Annotated in this window: 10 protein-coding genes and 1 pseudogene; 1 reads left to right on the forward strand and 10 read right to left on the reverse strand. The window is 61.5% G+C overall.

Annotation, left to right across the window (positions count from 1 at the left end):
- Nucleotides 1-148: 148 nt before the first annotated feature.
- The 9 genes and pseudogenes from B0G81_RS16160 to B0G81_RS16200 all read right to left on the reverse strand — a co-directional run bounded on the left by B0G81_RS16160 (nt 149) and on the right by B0G81_RS16200 (nt 10,687).
- Nucleotides 149-1,633 (reverse strand): DUF1254 domain-containing protein, encoded by a 1,485-nt coding sequence (locus B0G81_RS16160; RefSeq protein ID WP_134137409.1) that lies wholly within the window; start codon nt 1,631-1,633, stop codon nt 149-151.
- A gap of 226 nt (nt 1,634-1,859) precedes the next feature.
- A complete protein-coding gene (locus tag B0G81_RS16165; RefSeq protein WP_243856491.1) occupies nt 1,860-3,311 on the reverse strand; it encodes a DUF1254 domain-containing protein in 1,452 nt (483 codons plus the stop codon).
- Between the two features lie 295 nt (nt 3,312-3,606).
- A pseudogene (locus tag B0G81_RS16170) lies at nt 3,607-4,141 on the reverse strand (FAD-binding protein); the annotation flags it as partial.
- Nucleotides 4,123-5,034: an SDR family NAD(P)-dependent oxidoreductase gene (locus B0G81_RS16175; protein WP_134137413.1), complete on the reverse strand. Its 912-nt coding sequence runs from the start codon at nt 5,032-5,034 to the stop codon at nt 4,123-4,125. The gene B0G81_RS16175 and the pseudogene B0G81_RS16170, both read right to left, overlap by 19 nt.
- Before the next feature lie 33 nt (nt 5,035-5,067).
- Nucleotides 5,068-5,523, reverse strand: a complete 456-nt coding sequence (locus B0G81_RS16180) for a MaoC family dehydratase (protein ID WP_134137415.1) — start codon at nt 5,521-5,523, stop codon at nt 5,068-5,070.
- Nucleotides 5,520-6,686 (reverse strand): acyl-CoA dehydrogenase family protein, encoded by a 1,167-nt coding sequence (locus tag B0G81_RS16185; protein ID WP_134137417.1) that lies wholly within the window; start codon nt 6,684-6,686, stop codon nt 5,520-5,522. The genes B0G81_RS16180 and B0G81_RS16185 overlap by 4 nt, the downstream gene beginning before the upstream one ends.
- A gap of 14 nt (nt 6,687-6,700) precedes the next feature.
- A complete protein-coding gene (locus tag B0G81_RS16190; RefSeq protein WP_134137419.1) occupies nt 6,701-7,915 on the reverse strand; it encodes an acyl-CoA dehydrogenase family protein in 1,215 nt (404 codons plus the stop codon).
- Nucleotides 7,916-7,972: 57 nt separating this feature from the next.
- Complete coding sequence (locus B0G81_RS16195) at nt 7,973-9,157, reverse strand: lipid-transfer protein (protein ID WP_166679142.1); 1,185 nt, start codon at nt 9,155-9,157, stop codon at nt 7,973-7,975.
- Between the two features lie 384 nt (nt 9,158-9,541).
- Entirely contained in the window at nt 9,542-10,687 is a 1,146-nt protein-coding gene (locus B0G81_RS16200; RefSeq protein WP_134137424.1) for an acyl-CoA dehydrogenase family protein, read from the reverse strand.
- Nucleotides 10,688-10,981: 294 nt separating this feature from the next.
- Here B0G81_RS16200 and B0G81_RS16205 point away from each other — a divergent pair, with 294 nt between their 5' ends.
- Nucleotides 10,982-11,686, forward strand: a complete 705-nt coding sequence (locus tag B0G81_RS16205) for a TetR/AcrR family transcriptional regulator (protein WP_134137427.1) — start codon at nt 10,982-10,984, stop codon at nt 11,684-11,686.
- A gap of 112 nt (nt 11,687-11,798) precedes the next feature.
- On the opposite strand, the gene B0G81_RS16210 is transcribed toward B0G81_RS16205, so the two are convergent.
- Complete coding sequence (locus tag B0G81_RS16210; protein ID WP_243856493.1) at nt 11,799-13,322, reverse strand: DUF1214 domain-containing protein; 1,524 nt, start codon at nt 13,320-13,322, stop codon at nt 11,799-11,801.
- Nucleotides 13,323-13,340 lie beyond the last annotated feature (18 nt).

The raw sequence follows: 13,340 nt of genomic DNA on the forward strand, positions 1-13,340 counted from the left end.
AACCGCATCGCAACAGATGCATGGTGGAACCCTGAAGCGGCACCCGCGCCAAATTCGCCGATAGCCCGTGGTCAAATCGGTCCGACCGACCTCCGGTAACTACCTGACGGCGGTCTATAGCGAGACGCGATTCGCCTCTCGCATCAAGTCACTTGAGCTTTACCACGTCGTCTGGAATCCATGTCTGATCGTAGAACGGCATCAACGCGCCATAGAGCCGAAGCGACGCAGCGTAACCCTGGCCTGGGTTTGTGCGAATCCAGTTGGATTCCGGAGCGCCATCAGGCAAACGCGGTCCGAAATAAAGATCATATGACCCATCCTCGTTTCGTGCGACGTTGCCAATCGAATTGATTGAGGGAAATGGCTGCCCATTATTTACCATTGTCCCGTCTACCGGGCTGTACAGCGTCAAAGACCAGAATAGCGCCGCGGGAACATTCGCCGGTAAGTGCAGGCGATATGTTTGATCTCCCACGAGATAGTTGCCGTCAGCATCCCGGAAAGTGGTCGGATACCGTGCTCCGACTCCCGGAACGTTCACGTTCATGTATGGCGCCGACGAATAGGCCAGCAGGAAGAACGTCGACTGCACGTCCACATTGAAATAGCTGTTGCTGAAGAATTTGTCGTCAGCACCCGCGTATCCGTTTTGCCATTGGCGCTTGACGTTTCCTCCGTAGTAGTTGCGCTGGGGAATTGCGCCATCGCTCAGGTTCACCGCCTCGGCCATTTTGGGTGCAACCCTCGCCGCCTTGTCGAGTATTGCTCGCAGGTGCGCGTCGGGCTTGAATGGCTGCCCTTTCACTATGCCGATTGACGCCATCATCCCGCGCAAATAAGGGTCTGCGGAGGCGGACGGCTCATAGTCGATAAACCTCGCGAGCATGTCGTAAAACGTCGCGTCCCGCGGATACATCATGTTGACTGCAACACCGGAGGCATCCGGGAATTTCATCTTCTTCCATTCACTGGGCGTCCCTGCGCGCAAAGGATAGACAAGCGTTGCTTCGATCGTTTTCACCGCCTGCGCAGTTTCGGGGCCGTTAGACCCTTTGGTCAGCAGGGCGCGCCAGAACAGGAATACGTTGTACGTCGGAGAGCGGAAAGTATGGTAGCCGCCGGGAACCGGACCATCATAGTCCGGGGGAAGCAGCAGATACAGTCCACCTTGTCCCTTATCGGGGCCGCCGACTCCCACATCAGTGAGCGCGCGCTGCCAGAAGTCGGTGAACATACCGATCAGCCCAGGCGGTGCAACCACGACGAGCGGACCATCCTTTTTGAGGTCCAGGTAGCTCTGCGCGTAAACAACGTCCCCGTTTGGCGTCGGGATGATCGCCCTTGCGTCCATCCGTTCCTTCCACACGGGCAGTATGTTGTAACCGGAACCCCATTTTGCCTCGGACCCGTCACGGATCGCGAGCATGTTGACCGCAGGCAACGCGCCAAGGTAGACCTGCACCGCACGCTGGAAATAGAACTCGTCGAGTAGTTCTTTTCGAGCCGCTTCTGTTGGGTAGCCGCCGGGGAACGGTGCGTTGGCTAGCTCACTCCATCGCATGTCTTGGGCTAACGCGGCATGGCACATAACCAGTGTTGCAACAATCGGAATCCATGCAGTGCGTTTCATTGATCGTGGGTCCTGTAGATTTAACTGCCTGCTTCGAACTGCTTAACGAGGCTATCCTGGCAAGCTGTTACTAATGACGCATCGCCAAACATTCTTTGGTCTTTCCGGAAACGCCCAACCCGGTCGACTGCTGCAAAAAGCGCTCGACCGGAGGACACGAACTGGCCTCCTGGTCTCTCGTGTTCGCTAAACCGGGCATTTGCCAAGGCAGTCGGCCGCTCATCTTCTAATTCGCGCGACGAACGGCTGGCGGTATCCATGAACCGCTGGTTACCTCTGGCTTGGGCCAGTAGGCACGGACGTAAAGCGAAAAGTCTCCGTTCGGTGCAGGTAGCCAATTCGCCCGTTGACTTGCGTCCGCCGGCGGGTCGCGCTGGACGTAAATGGTCAGTGAGCCATCGGCGTTGTATTTGAGGTCAGTGTTCTTGGTCCCGACGGAAAAACGATTGATCGAATTTGCGACGAAGAAATGATGTTCGTTGTAGATGGACAGCGACCAGAAGCCATTCACCGGCGGCGTGGCGCCCGGGCCAAACGTTACGATGTACCTGTGATCACTATTAAGCCGGCTCCCGTCGGCGTCGAGGTCCTGGTAGAAATACTTTGTCTCATTCGGGGAATTCACCAGGATGTTGGACTTGGCGACCGCAGTGCGTGTGAAGTAGTCCGTACCAAAGGCGGCCTCGTTAGACACAGTGCTCCAGTGGTGAGGCAGTTGCTGACCATAGTTCCGAAACTGGAAGAGCGGCTTAACGAGTTGTTCATCGGCTTTCCTCGCCCCCCTCGTGAAAGCCTCCTTCAGGCCAGCGTCGTTTTTCGCGGCGGCCACGACCGCCAGCATCTGGGCGTAACGAGCCTCTTCGCCCGGCATGGGTGGCGCGTCGGCAAGGACGGCCGGCAAGTCATCAATGAACCTGTCCGGCGATACCCATTGCATTTCCTCGTCGCCCACCGGCGCTGCGGCCGCTTCAGGAAGCCGCGTCCAGTCCCGCGTTTTTATGTGGCCGTCATAATCCGAAAGCGGGTACATCATGATCCTGGGCAACACGGCCTGGATAGTCCGTTTGTCCTCAGGCGTATCCTTTTGCGCGACGCGAGGCGCCACCATGCCCGTATTGGTTGGCGATCGAAAAACCTTTGTGATGCCCTTCGGGACCTCGCCATTCCAGGTTGGCCCCACGAGCAGGTAGAACCCTGGCGTCGTGCCATACATCTCGCCGAGCTGCACGAAACTGTCCGTGCGAAGGTCGACGATCTGATAAACCCAGAAACGGCTACCGAAATCGGGAACCTGAATAACGACCGGCGAAACATCGAGCGCGAGCACACCGATGCCGTAGACAACGTCCTGATTTGGACATGCAACTGAACGCTCCGCCGGATCGACATAGTCAGTCAGCATCGCGAGTTGATTAACCGGTGACGATACCATCGGGCCGGCTCGAACAGCTTCCTTCAACGGTGTGAAAGCAAGCCGGCGGTTATGGATGTTGACCATTGGCCACGCCCAGAAGTATGCATCGGCAGCCACCGCTTCCGCGTACGCCGGCGTGATCTTGACGCGGACATCCGGCCCGGCCGGCAGGGCATTTGCCCAGCCCGGCGACACCTGAACCGGTGAACTTGCATAGGCCGTGCCTACGAGAAGTACCGCAACGACGGCAGCGATAACATTCAAATTCGGGTTTCCAGACATAGTTCGGCCCTGTCGGTGATCACGTCTTACCAGCTTTGGTCTGAATCAATATCAGATCGTCAGGGACCGGTCAACCCAACCATTACGTTGAGACTGCGTCGATGAGACGCCGGCAGATTAGAGGACACATGGCGAACTACAGCGAAGTCGCAGGCAGCTTACCCTGCCATGCCTTCAGGATTACGAGTCAATCCGGTTCGCGACTCGCGGCGGGAGCAATTGACCAATGCCTATGTCCTGAGACTCACTGCTTCCGCCGACCGATGTGCCCGGCGATTTACGATGCAAGGTGAGCCGACAACTCCGGTACAACCGTGAACAGATCGCCTGCGAGACGGTAGTCGGCCACGCTGAAAATTAGCGCTTCCGAATCACGTTAATTGCAACGATCACCTTCGAGTCTTTTGTGCCGCCCAGATGCTGGATCGCACCCGAGATGCCGACTACCAGGTACAGCTGCGGCGCGACGATCTCGCCGGTTTGACCGACCCGATAGTCGTTCGGCACGAAGCCCGCATCGACCGCTGCACGCGATGCGCCGAGTGCCGCGGTCAGCTTGTCTGCCAGCGGTTCGAGAACCTTGGTCTGGTTCTCGCCGTTACCCAGACCCCGGCCACCCGAGACGATAATTTTCGCCGGGGTCAGTCGGGACGGCCCAACTTCGTCGCTTCGCGGTTCACGAATTGCGACAGGCCGGTGCCGGCTGCCGCTTCCATTTTTTCCACAGAAACGCTGCCACCTTCTGCCGTGCGCCCCTTGCGCGCAATTCACCGCACCCGGATACATCAAACTTTTATCCGCGCAGCGCTTCTACTGCGCTATTAATGAACCGCTGCACTTCTTCGCCCGCTTCGCTATATGCGCGCGCACTGCTCCAGTCGGCAATTTCGCCGAAGCGGCGAGCAATGGTCTCCGGCGTCAGTTCCTCATCGCGCAGATGGCAAGGCGCGGTCTCCATGACTGCCGCAACTGAAAATGAGCCCCCGCCGGCGGATAGCACGACCCTGGAAGGCGCGTCGCCGCTGCACAGGAACAGCACGCCGGGCGTGACGCGCTCGGGGCGAATGGCGTCGAGCGCGTCGGCGGCCAACAATGCCTCGGTCATGCGGGTTGCCGCGATCGGCGCGATCGTGTTGACCCTGATGTTGCTCCTCACGCCTTCCTGATGAAGCACGTTCATCAGCCCGACCAGCGCCATTTTGGCGGTGCCGTAGTTCGCCTGGCCGAAGTTTCCATAGAGCCCTGCGGCGGACGTCGTCATGACGATACGGCCGTACTTTTGCTCGCGCATGATGTCCCACACTGCTTTCGTACAATGCACCGAGCCCATCAGATGCACGTCGAGCACCGTCTTGAACTCCGCCAGGTCCATCTTCGCGAAGCTCTTGTCGCGCAGAATGCCCGCATTGTTGATCAAGATATCGACGCGGCCGAACGTGGCCATCGCCTGCGCAACCATGTCGACGACCTGCGTATAGTCGGCAACGTCGGCACCGTGCGCGATCGCGCTGCCACCCGTGGCGCGGATCTCATCCACGACTGCTTGCGCGGCCGACGATGAACCGCCGGTGCCATCCCGATTTGCACCGAAATCGTTAACCACCACCGCTGCGCCGCGCGCGGCAAGAGCGAGTGCGTGTTGGCGCCCAAGGCCCGCACCTGCTCCCGTGACAACGGCGACTCTGCCGTCAAAGCGAATGCTCATTATCTCCCTCTCCTTAAGTACAAGCCGCGCGGGTCAGTAGAAGAAGCGCACGATGGATTCGGCCACACACGCAGGCTTGCTCTGCCCATCGATTTCCACAATCATCTCGAGCTTGATTTGCGCGCCGGTGGTTCCCAGCGGGTCCCATTCGACAAGCCTGAACTGTGCGCGCAAGCGCGAGTTCACGGGAACCGGTGCCGCAAAGCGCACCCTGTTGAGGCCATAGTTGAGCGCCGACCCGATGCCCCGTACCTCGAACGCGGTCGCGAGGAATGCGGGCAGCAGGCTCAGCGTCAGGAGGCCGTGCGCGATCGGCATGCCGAATGGACCGCTGCGCGCGCGCTCGACATCGACGTGGATCCACTGGTGATCGCCGGTCGAGTCCGCGAACAGATTGATGCGGTGCTGATCGATGACGAGCCAGTCGCTTATGCCGATCGATTCCCCGACAAGCGGCTTGAGCGCTTCGATGCTTTCGTAATGTTTCATGCGTTTTCCGTGGACAAACTCAACGCATCGCACAGCGAGGCCGCGCAATATGCGTCGTGCTGGTCGCTGGTCCCGTACAGAAGGTCGCCAACGACAGCGCGTTTGAAATAGTGGCCAATCGTGTATTCCTCGGTCATGCCGATCCCGCCGTGCAACTGAATCGCCTGACCACATACCTGCTTCGCTGTCCGGCCGATCAGCGCCTTGGCCGCCGATACCGTGTGCTGGCGCGTCGCTTCATCGTCGTTTTCGAGCGATGCCAGCAGCACATACAGCATTGAGCGTGCAAGCTCCATCTCGGCGGCCATGTCGGCCATCCGGTGCTGCAACGCCTGAAAACTGCCAATCGGCACACCGAATTGCTTGCGTACCCTCAGAAACTCCGCCGTTGCGACGACGGCGGCTTCCATCGCGCCCACGAGCTCCGCGCACAGCGCGGCGGTTCCGTGAGCCAGGCCGTGGCGGAGCGCGCTCAGACCGCATCCCGGATCGCCCAGCACCGCTTGCTGGCCGACCTGCACGCCGTCGAGTTGCAACTGCGCGGCCCAGCTTCCGTCGTGCAGCGGCACCGGGCGCACCGTCACGCCTTGCGTCGTCGCGTCGACGAGGAAGAGCGCCGGGTGGTCGCCGCTTGCACCGTTGCCCCCGATGCGCGCCGACACGATGAACTGATCTGCGCCGGGCGCACCCAGCACGGCTGTCTTCTGTCCGTGGAGCCGGAAGCCGTTTGCATCGCGAGTCGCGAGCGTCTCGACGACCGCCGGATTGCCGCGCGACGAAGCCTCCAGGTACGCGAGCGCGATACGACACGTGCCCTCGGCGATGCGCGGCAAGAGCACATCCATCTGCGCGGGCGTGGCCGCCGCCACGAAGGTCTGCACCGCCAGCACCGCGCAGCCGACGAAGGGATCGACCACCAGCCCCCGACCCAGCTCCTGCGCGATCAACACGGTGTCGAGCAACGATCCGCCCAGGCCGCCGTACTCTTCCGGCAACGCCGCGGCAAGCCAGCCGTTCTCGGCGAACGAGGACCAGTTCCGCGCGTGATGATCGCAGCCCGCGTTCACCTGCGCGGTGCGCCTGTCGAATGCATACGCGCGCGCGATATAGCGACGTACGCTGTCCTGCAGCATCTGCTGCTCCGAATTCAACTGGAAGTTCATGGTGATCTGTCGCGTCAGAGTTGAAACATCAGCTTGGCAATGATTCCGCGCTGAACCTCGCTCGTGCCGCCGTAAATCGTCGACGCACGTCGAAAAAACATTTCGCTGGCAATACCCGGCCCCAAGCCCGGAGCTGGCATCGGCAATGCGTCGTACGTTGCACCGGAACCGCCATGCGCGTCTGCTTCTGCGTAGGCATATGCCCCGTAGTGGCCCAGTGACTCGACCAGAAACTCGCTCATGCGCTGCTGGAGTTCGGTGCCGCGAATCTTGAGCATCGAGCCCAAGACGTGAGCGCCAGGACTATGGTCTTCCTCCATTGCCGCGACGCGCTGCACCAGCATGCCAATGGCTTGCAATTCGGCTTCGAGACGCGCAAGCCGTTGCGCGAATTCAGGCCGCTCGATCAGCGGCTTGCCGTCCACCACCAGCGTGGTGGCGAGCTTGCGCAATTGCCGCCGAAAGCGTACGAGCGTCGGCAGATCGGCCGTCGCCGCATGCTCGTTGTTGAGCAGAAACTTCGTGACGGCCCACCCCGCGCCCTCGCCTCCGACACAGTTGACCACCCGCACACGCACGTTGTCGAAGAACGTCTCGTTCAGGTGATGACAGCCGTCGATCGTCAGAATGGGGCGCACGGTGATACCCGGCGTTTTCATATCGGCGAGCAGGAAGCTGATGCCCGCCTGCTTTTTCACGGACGCGTCCGTGCGCACCAGCATGAAGATCCAGTCCGCCTGATGCGCGTAGCTGGTCCAGATCTTCTGCCCGTTCACGACGTAGTGGTCGCCTTCGCGTACGGCCTGCATGCGCAGCGAAGCGAGATCGGAGCCGGAGCCAGGCTCGGAAAATCCCTGGCACCACAAACGGTCCCCGTTGAAGATTGGCGGCAAATGTTCAGCTTTCTGCGCCGCCGTGCCGAAGTGATTCAGCACGGGGCCGAGCAGGCGTTGGCCAAACACGTCCTGGGTCGGCGCGCCCGCCGCGGCGCACTCCTCGTCGAAAACCAGGCGCTGTTGCGCGGTCCAGCCGGTGCCGCCATGGTCCGCCGCCCAGTAGGGCGCGCCCCAACCGTGCTGGTTGAGAATGCGCTGCCAGCGCACCAGATCGGCGCGCGGCGAACGCACGCCGTGCTGCGAGCCGGCCAGCTCGGCTGGCAGGTTCCCACGCAGGAACGCGCGGACCTGCTGGCGAAAGGCGTCGAGGCCCGTGTCCGGTCGAAAGTCCATCGGACGTTACTCCTGTTGAGGAATCAAGATGAGATTGTTCGAAGCGGCAGCGCGCGCTCAGACGCGCTCGTACAAGGTCACGACGCACGCGCCGCCCAGCCCGACGTTGTGTTGCAACCCGAGCCTTGCGTTGGGCACCTGGCGCGCCTCGGCCGTGCCGCGCAGCTGCTGGACCAGCTCCACGCATTGCGCAATGCCGGTAGCGCCGAGCGGATGCCCCTTCGACAGCAGCCCGCCCGACGGGTTGGTCACGAACTTGCCGCCATACGTGTTGTCGCCATCGACGACGAACTTTTCCGCCTCGCCTTCAGCGCACAGACCGAGCGCCTCGTAAGTGAGCAACTCGTTGTGCGCAAAACAGTCGTGAAGTTCGACGACGTCAATGTCCTGTGGGCCGATACCCGCCTGTTCGTACACCTGGCGCGCCGCCGCCTGCGTCATGCCCGCACCTGCGATCAGGCGCATGTCGCGGTTCTCGAAGGTGGCGGCGAAATCGGTCGTCATTGCCTGGGCGGCGATCTTCACCTCGCGGTTCAGCCCGTGCTTCTGCGCGAACTGCTCCGAGCAGACAATCGCCGCGGCAGCGCCACTGGTCGGCGGGCATGCCATCAGACGCGTCATCACCCCTTCCCACAGCATCGGCGAGGCCAATACCTCGTCTTCGGTGACGACGTTGCGGAATACCGCAAGCGGATTATTAGCCGCGTGGCGGCTTGCTTTAGCGCGGATTTTCGCGAACGTCGAGAGCTTCGTGCCGTACTGCCTCATGTGCGCGAGTCCCGCACCGCCGAAATAGCGCAAGGCCGGCGGCACGTCTGACGCACCGACGAGATCTTCGGAAATCGCGTCGAAATGATCGAACGGCGACGGACGGTCCTTGAAGATCGTGCCGAGCGCGCCGGGATTCATCTGCTCGAAGCCGAGCGCGAGCACGCATTCCGCAGCGCCGCTCGCCACCGCCTGACGTGCGAGATAAAGCGCCGTCGAGCCAGTCGAACAGTTGTTGTTCACGTTGATGACCGGCACGCCGGTCATGCCGACGTTGTAGAGCGCGCGCTGACCTGCGGTTGAATCGCCGTACACGTAGCCCACATAGCACTGCTGCACCTGCGCATAGCCGATGCCTGCATCGGCCAGCGCGGCGGTTGTGGCCCGGGCGGCCATCTGCGGATAAGGTTCGTTCGCGCCCGGCTTGGTGAACGGAATCATGCCGATGCCGGCTACATACACGTCTCGACTCATGGTGTGCTCCGCGATAAATCGGTTGAAAAGGAAATTCATGGCGACGCGATCGTCTTCCTGCATACCCAGTTGCTGTAGCGCGCCGGCGAGTTGCGCCACGCGATTGGCGAACTCGCGGAAACATCGCGCGCGCCCCGCCAAGCGCGCGGCGATCCGCTCGGGATATTGCCGCACCGCGCGATGCGAGGACCGGGTTGCGTACATCGGTGTCTCCATCACTTTTTCTGGCGTTATAGCGCGTGTTGTGTGAACTGGATGTTAGAAGCGAAGGCCAAACGCGACGATTGCGCTTGGCCCCGATTACATTGCAAAAGACCGCGATCGACGCAACTACGTCAATCGGGTCTAATGCTCGCGGGTACTTTATGCAGCTCGGCGCCGGTTTCACATCAGACTGCGCGCGATGATCAACTTCTGGACATGGCTCGTGCCTTCGTAGATCTTGCAGACACGCACATCGCGGCTATAGCGTTCGACTGGGAAGTCCGTCAGGTAGCCGTAGCCGCCGTGAATCTGGATCGCGTCCGAGCAAACTTTTTCAGCGATCTCGCTCGCGAACAGCTTGGCGATCGATGCCTCCTTCGAACATTCGATACCCTCCCCGCACAGACGCGCGGCATGCAGCGCGTACTGATAGGCGATCTCGACCTGCGCAGCCATATCGGCGAGATCGAAACTCACGCCTTGCAGTTCCGCGATCGGACGGCCATAGGCTTCGCGGTCCTTCGCATAGGCCACAGCGGCGTCGAGCGCAGCGCGTGCAACGCCGGCCGCGATGAACGCGATACCGATGCGCCCGTCCGACAAACCGGACATGACGAGGCGATAGCCTTCGCCTTCGGCGCGCAGCAGGTTCTCGCGCGGCACGCGGTAGCCTTCGAGTGAAATCGCGGCCGTATGCGCCGTGTGCTGGCCAAGCTTGCTCTCGATGCGAGTGACGGTGTAGCCCGGCTGTTTCGGGTCAATGATGAAGGTACTCGCGCCGCGCTTGCCCGCGTCCTTGTCGGTCAACACGAAGGCGATCGCAACGCCCGCTTCGCTGCCGTTCGAGATGAACTGCTTCGCCCCGTCGAGAATGTAGTGGTCGCCGTCGCGGCGGCCCGTGGCGCGCAGCGCGGCGGTGTCGGAACCGGCTTGCGGCTCGCTCAGCAGGAACGCGCCGATCGATTCGCCGCGCGCCATGGCCGGCAGGTAGCGGCGCTTTTGCTCCTCGGTGCCGTGGATCGAGATGCACAGCGCCGTGAAGTTATGCACGTGCAGAATCGTGGCGAGCCCCGCATCGGCGCCGGCGAACTCGTACTGGGCAAGGCAAAATTCGACGACGCCCGCCCCCACCCCACCGTACTCTTCCGGCACCAGCATGCCGAGAAAGCCAAGCTCGGCCAACTGTTTCAGTTCGGCGTGCGGCCATGCGGACGTGCGGTCACGCTCCGCGGCGGTCGGTGCGATCACCTCCGCGGCGATGCGGCGCGCCGAGTCGCGAATCATGATCTGTTGCTCAGTGAGAAATGCTGTGGATTTGTCTGCCATGGGTGTCTCCTTATTCCGGGTGCGTCGATCGCCGTTCTGAATTCTCGCTCCGCAACGTCGCAGCCGCCTGGTGGCACGCTGCTCATTTACACGGAGGATTATTTTTTCTACTCTTGAGTAAATTGTTATTCTTCGTCGTCACATTGTCAACCTGAAAACTTTCCTGCTTTTTCGGCCAGGCCCTGGCAGGTGACAGTACGGTGCTCGCAGTGCATTTCCAGTTGAGTTCCAGCGTCATCGCCGCCGGTTCGACCGCATGGTAAGATTCATTTAACAAATGACGGCATCTTGACCATGACCTCGACTGCGCGCAAATCTACCGGCACCCGAAAATCGAAAGAGTCTTCCGCGCGGTGGAAAGACGCGCTGCCCTCGCGCGAAGATCTGCAAAAGCTGAAGAAAACCGCTTTAATCCGCGAGGCCGGCCGGGCGTTCAAGACGAAGGGGTTTCACAACACGTCGCTCGACGAAGTGGCCGAGGCGCTAAACGTCACCAAGGCTGCGCTGTACTACTACGTGAAGGGCAAGCGCGAACTACTGTTCGAAACGCAGAAACTCGCGCTCGACATGGGCGACATCGCGCTCGAGGAAGGTCGGCATGGCAAGACCGGGCTTGACAAGCTCGAACGGACAATCGGCCGGTTTGTAGTATTGGTGACAGAGGATTTCATTTCGCACGCGTTCGTGTCCACGCTCGACGACATGCTGCCGGAGCACCAGGAAATCGTTCGCAAGCGCCGCCGTGCTTTCGATCTGCGTATCAGGGAATATATCCAGGAGGGCATCGAAGACGGCTCCGTCGCGCCTTGCGAGCCGAAGCTGGCCGTGGCCTGGCTGATGGGCTCGATCAACTGGATTCCGAACTGGTTCAATCCGGAGGGCGGCTACGGCCCGGAGGCGATCGCAGAGGTGTTCGTCAACTTCATGTCACGCGGGCTCGCGGCTGGATCCGCGAAGGCCCGCCCTCGTCCGCGCAAGACCACCACCGAAGCAGCCTAGACGTTCCGAACGCCGCCAAGAGACGTGCACGCGCTGAATCGCGTGCATGCATGTGCCGGCAGTGAGCCGTTGTATCCGCGTCGCGCCTTCCCTCGACACGACGCGTACACGCTCACTGAATCCGCTGCGCGGCAGGCGGAGTCCAGTTACCCGCCGTGATCGCCGCTGCGGGCCAATATGCCCGCATCATCAGAGAAAAATCCCCGTCGCGTGGCGCTGGCAGCCAGTTCGCCCGCTGTGCCGGATCGGCAGGCGGCTCGGACTGAATGTACACGGTCAGCGAGCCATCCGGGTTAGGCCTGAGATCCGTATTGCGCGTACCGATTGCATAACGGCCAAGCGGGTTCGGCACGAAGAAGTGATACGCGTCATACAGCGTCAGCGACCAGAAGCCCTGCACCGGCGGCCACTGTCCCTTCGCGAACGTGATCGCATACCGGTTGTGCGCATTGAGCCGCTCGCCGGCTGCATCGAGGTCCAAATAGAAGTACGTCGCCTCTTCCGGCTTGTTGACGAAAATATTGGAGCGCGCAACAGCGGTCCGGGTCAAATAATCAGTGCCGAAGCGCCCGCCGTTGCGTTGCGTCGTCCAGTGATGTGCGAGTGGTATGCCGAAGTTGCGGAACTGAAGCAGGGGGTCGACGAGATCCTTGTCCGCGCGCGCCGCTTCGTCGATCATCGCGGCCTTCAGCGACGGATTGCGCCGCGCCGCCGCGATCACCGCGAGCGCTTCCGAGTAGCGCGCCTCCTCACCCGGCATGGGTGGGGCATCGGCCAGTACCGCAGGCAAGCCGTCGAAGAAGCGTTCCGGAAATACCCAACGCGCTTCGCCGGGACTGGCACCCTCGTGAGCCGGCATCGGAAACGCCGGCAACTTTTTCCAGTCGTGCTGTTTGAACACGCCGTCAAACATCGCCAGCGGATACATGTCGATGCGGTTCAGCAACGGCTGGATGGCCGCGTTGTCCTGCGGCGTGTCGGCCTGAAAAACGCGCGGCACGACAAATGCCGTACGGGTGCCCGAGCGAATCACCTGCGCGATGCCCTCCGGCACCGCGCCGTGCCAGTCCGGGCCCGCCAGCAGATAGAAGCCCGGTTTCGTGCCGTACATCGACCCGAGGTTGGCGACGCTATCGGTGCGCAGATCGACAATCTGATAGACCCAGAAACGCTTGCCGAAATCCGGCACCTGAATCACGACCGGGCTCTCGTCGAGCGCCGCGACGCCCGCGCCGTACACGACGTCCTGATTCGGGCACGCGACCAGCCGCTCTGCGGGGTCGACGTAACCGGTCAGCATCGCAAGACGGTTGAGCGGGGCAATCGGCATGATCCCGCCGACGAGCACAGGCGCCGGCGCGCGGGTGAATGCAAGACGGCGATTGTAGGCGTTGACCATCGGCCACGCCCAGAAGTAGGTATTGCGCGCGACCATGCGCGCATAAGCCTCGGTCATGAGCGCGGCCGGTATAACAGGCGCTTCGTCCGTGCGGATCGCGCCGCTCGCCGCTGCGGGGCCGGCCCCTGCGGCTTGCGTGACAACCGGCACGCGGCCGGTTTCGCACCCGCCCAACGCAAGCAGTGCAAACCCGAATGCCGCGAACAACTGGAATGAACTCGAAAGCAGTTTGCGCATGAATGATTCCTCCAAAGT

Origin of the sequence: Paraburkholderia sp. BL6665CI2N2 (genome assembly GCF_004366535.1) — a bacterium.
GTDB lineage: Bacteria > Pseudomonadota > Gammaproteobacteria > Burkholderiales > Burkholderiaceae > Paraburkholderia.

Excerpts from the sequence above, each read along its gene's own strand:
- B0G81_RS16185 (WP_134137417.1), bottom strand. The coding sequence starts at position 6,686 with ATGAACTTCCAGTTGAATTCGGAGCAGCAGATGCTGCAGGACAGCGTA.
- B0G81_RS16190 (WP_134137419.1), bottom strand. The coding sequence starts at position 7,915 with ATGGACTTTCGACCGGACACGGGCCTCGACGCCTTTCGCCAGCAGGTC.
- B0G81_RS16200 (WP_134137424.1), bottom strand. The coding sequence starts at position 10,687 with ATGGCAGACAAATCCACAGCATTTCTCACTGAGCAACAGATCATGATT.
- B0G81_RS16195 (WP_166679142.1), bottom strand. The coding sequence starts at position 9,157 with ATGAGTCGAGACGTGTATGTAGCCGGCATCGGCATGATTCCGTTCACC.
- B0G81_RS16160 (WP_134137409.1), bottom strand. The coding sequence starts at position 1,633 with ATGAAACGCACTGCATGGATTCCGATTGTTGCAACACTGGTTATGTGC.
- B0G81_RS16180 (WP_134137415.1), bottom strand. The coding sequence starts at position 5,523 with ATGAAACATTACGAAAGCATCGAAGCGCTCAAGCCGCTTGTCGGGGAA.
- B0G81_RS16175 (WP_134137413.1), bottom strand. The coding sequence starts at position 5,034 with ATGAGCATTCGCTTTGACGGCAGAGTCGCCGTTGTCACGGGAGCAGGT.
- B0G81_RS16205 (WP_134137427.1), top strand. The coding sequence starts at position 10,982 with ATGACCTCGACTGCGCGCAAATCTACCGGCACCCGAAAATCGAAAGAG.
- B0G81_RS16210 (WP_243856493.1), bottom strand. The coding sequence starts at position 13,322 with ATGCGCAAACTGCTTTCGAGTTCATTCCAGTTGTTCGCGGCATTCGGG.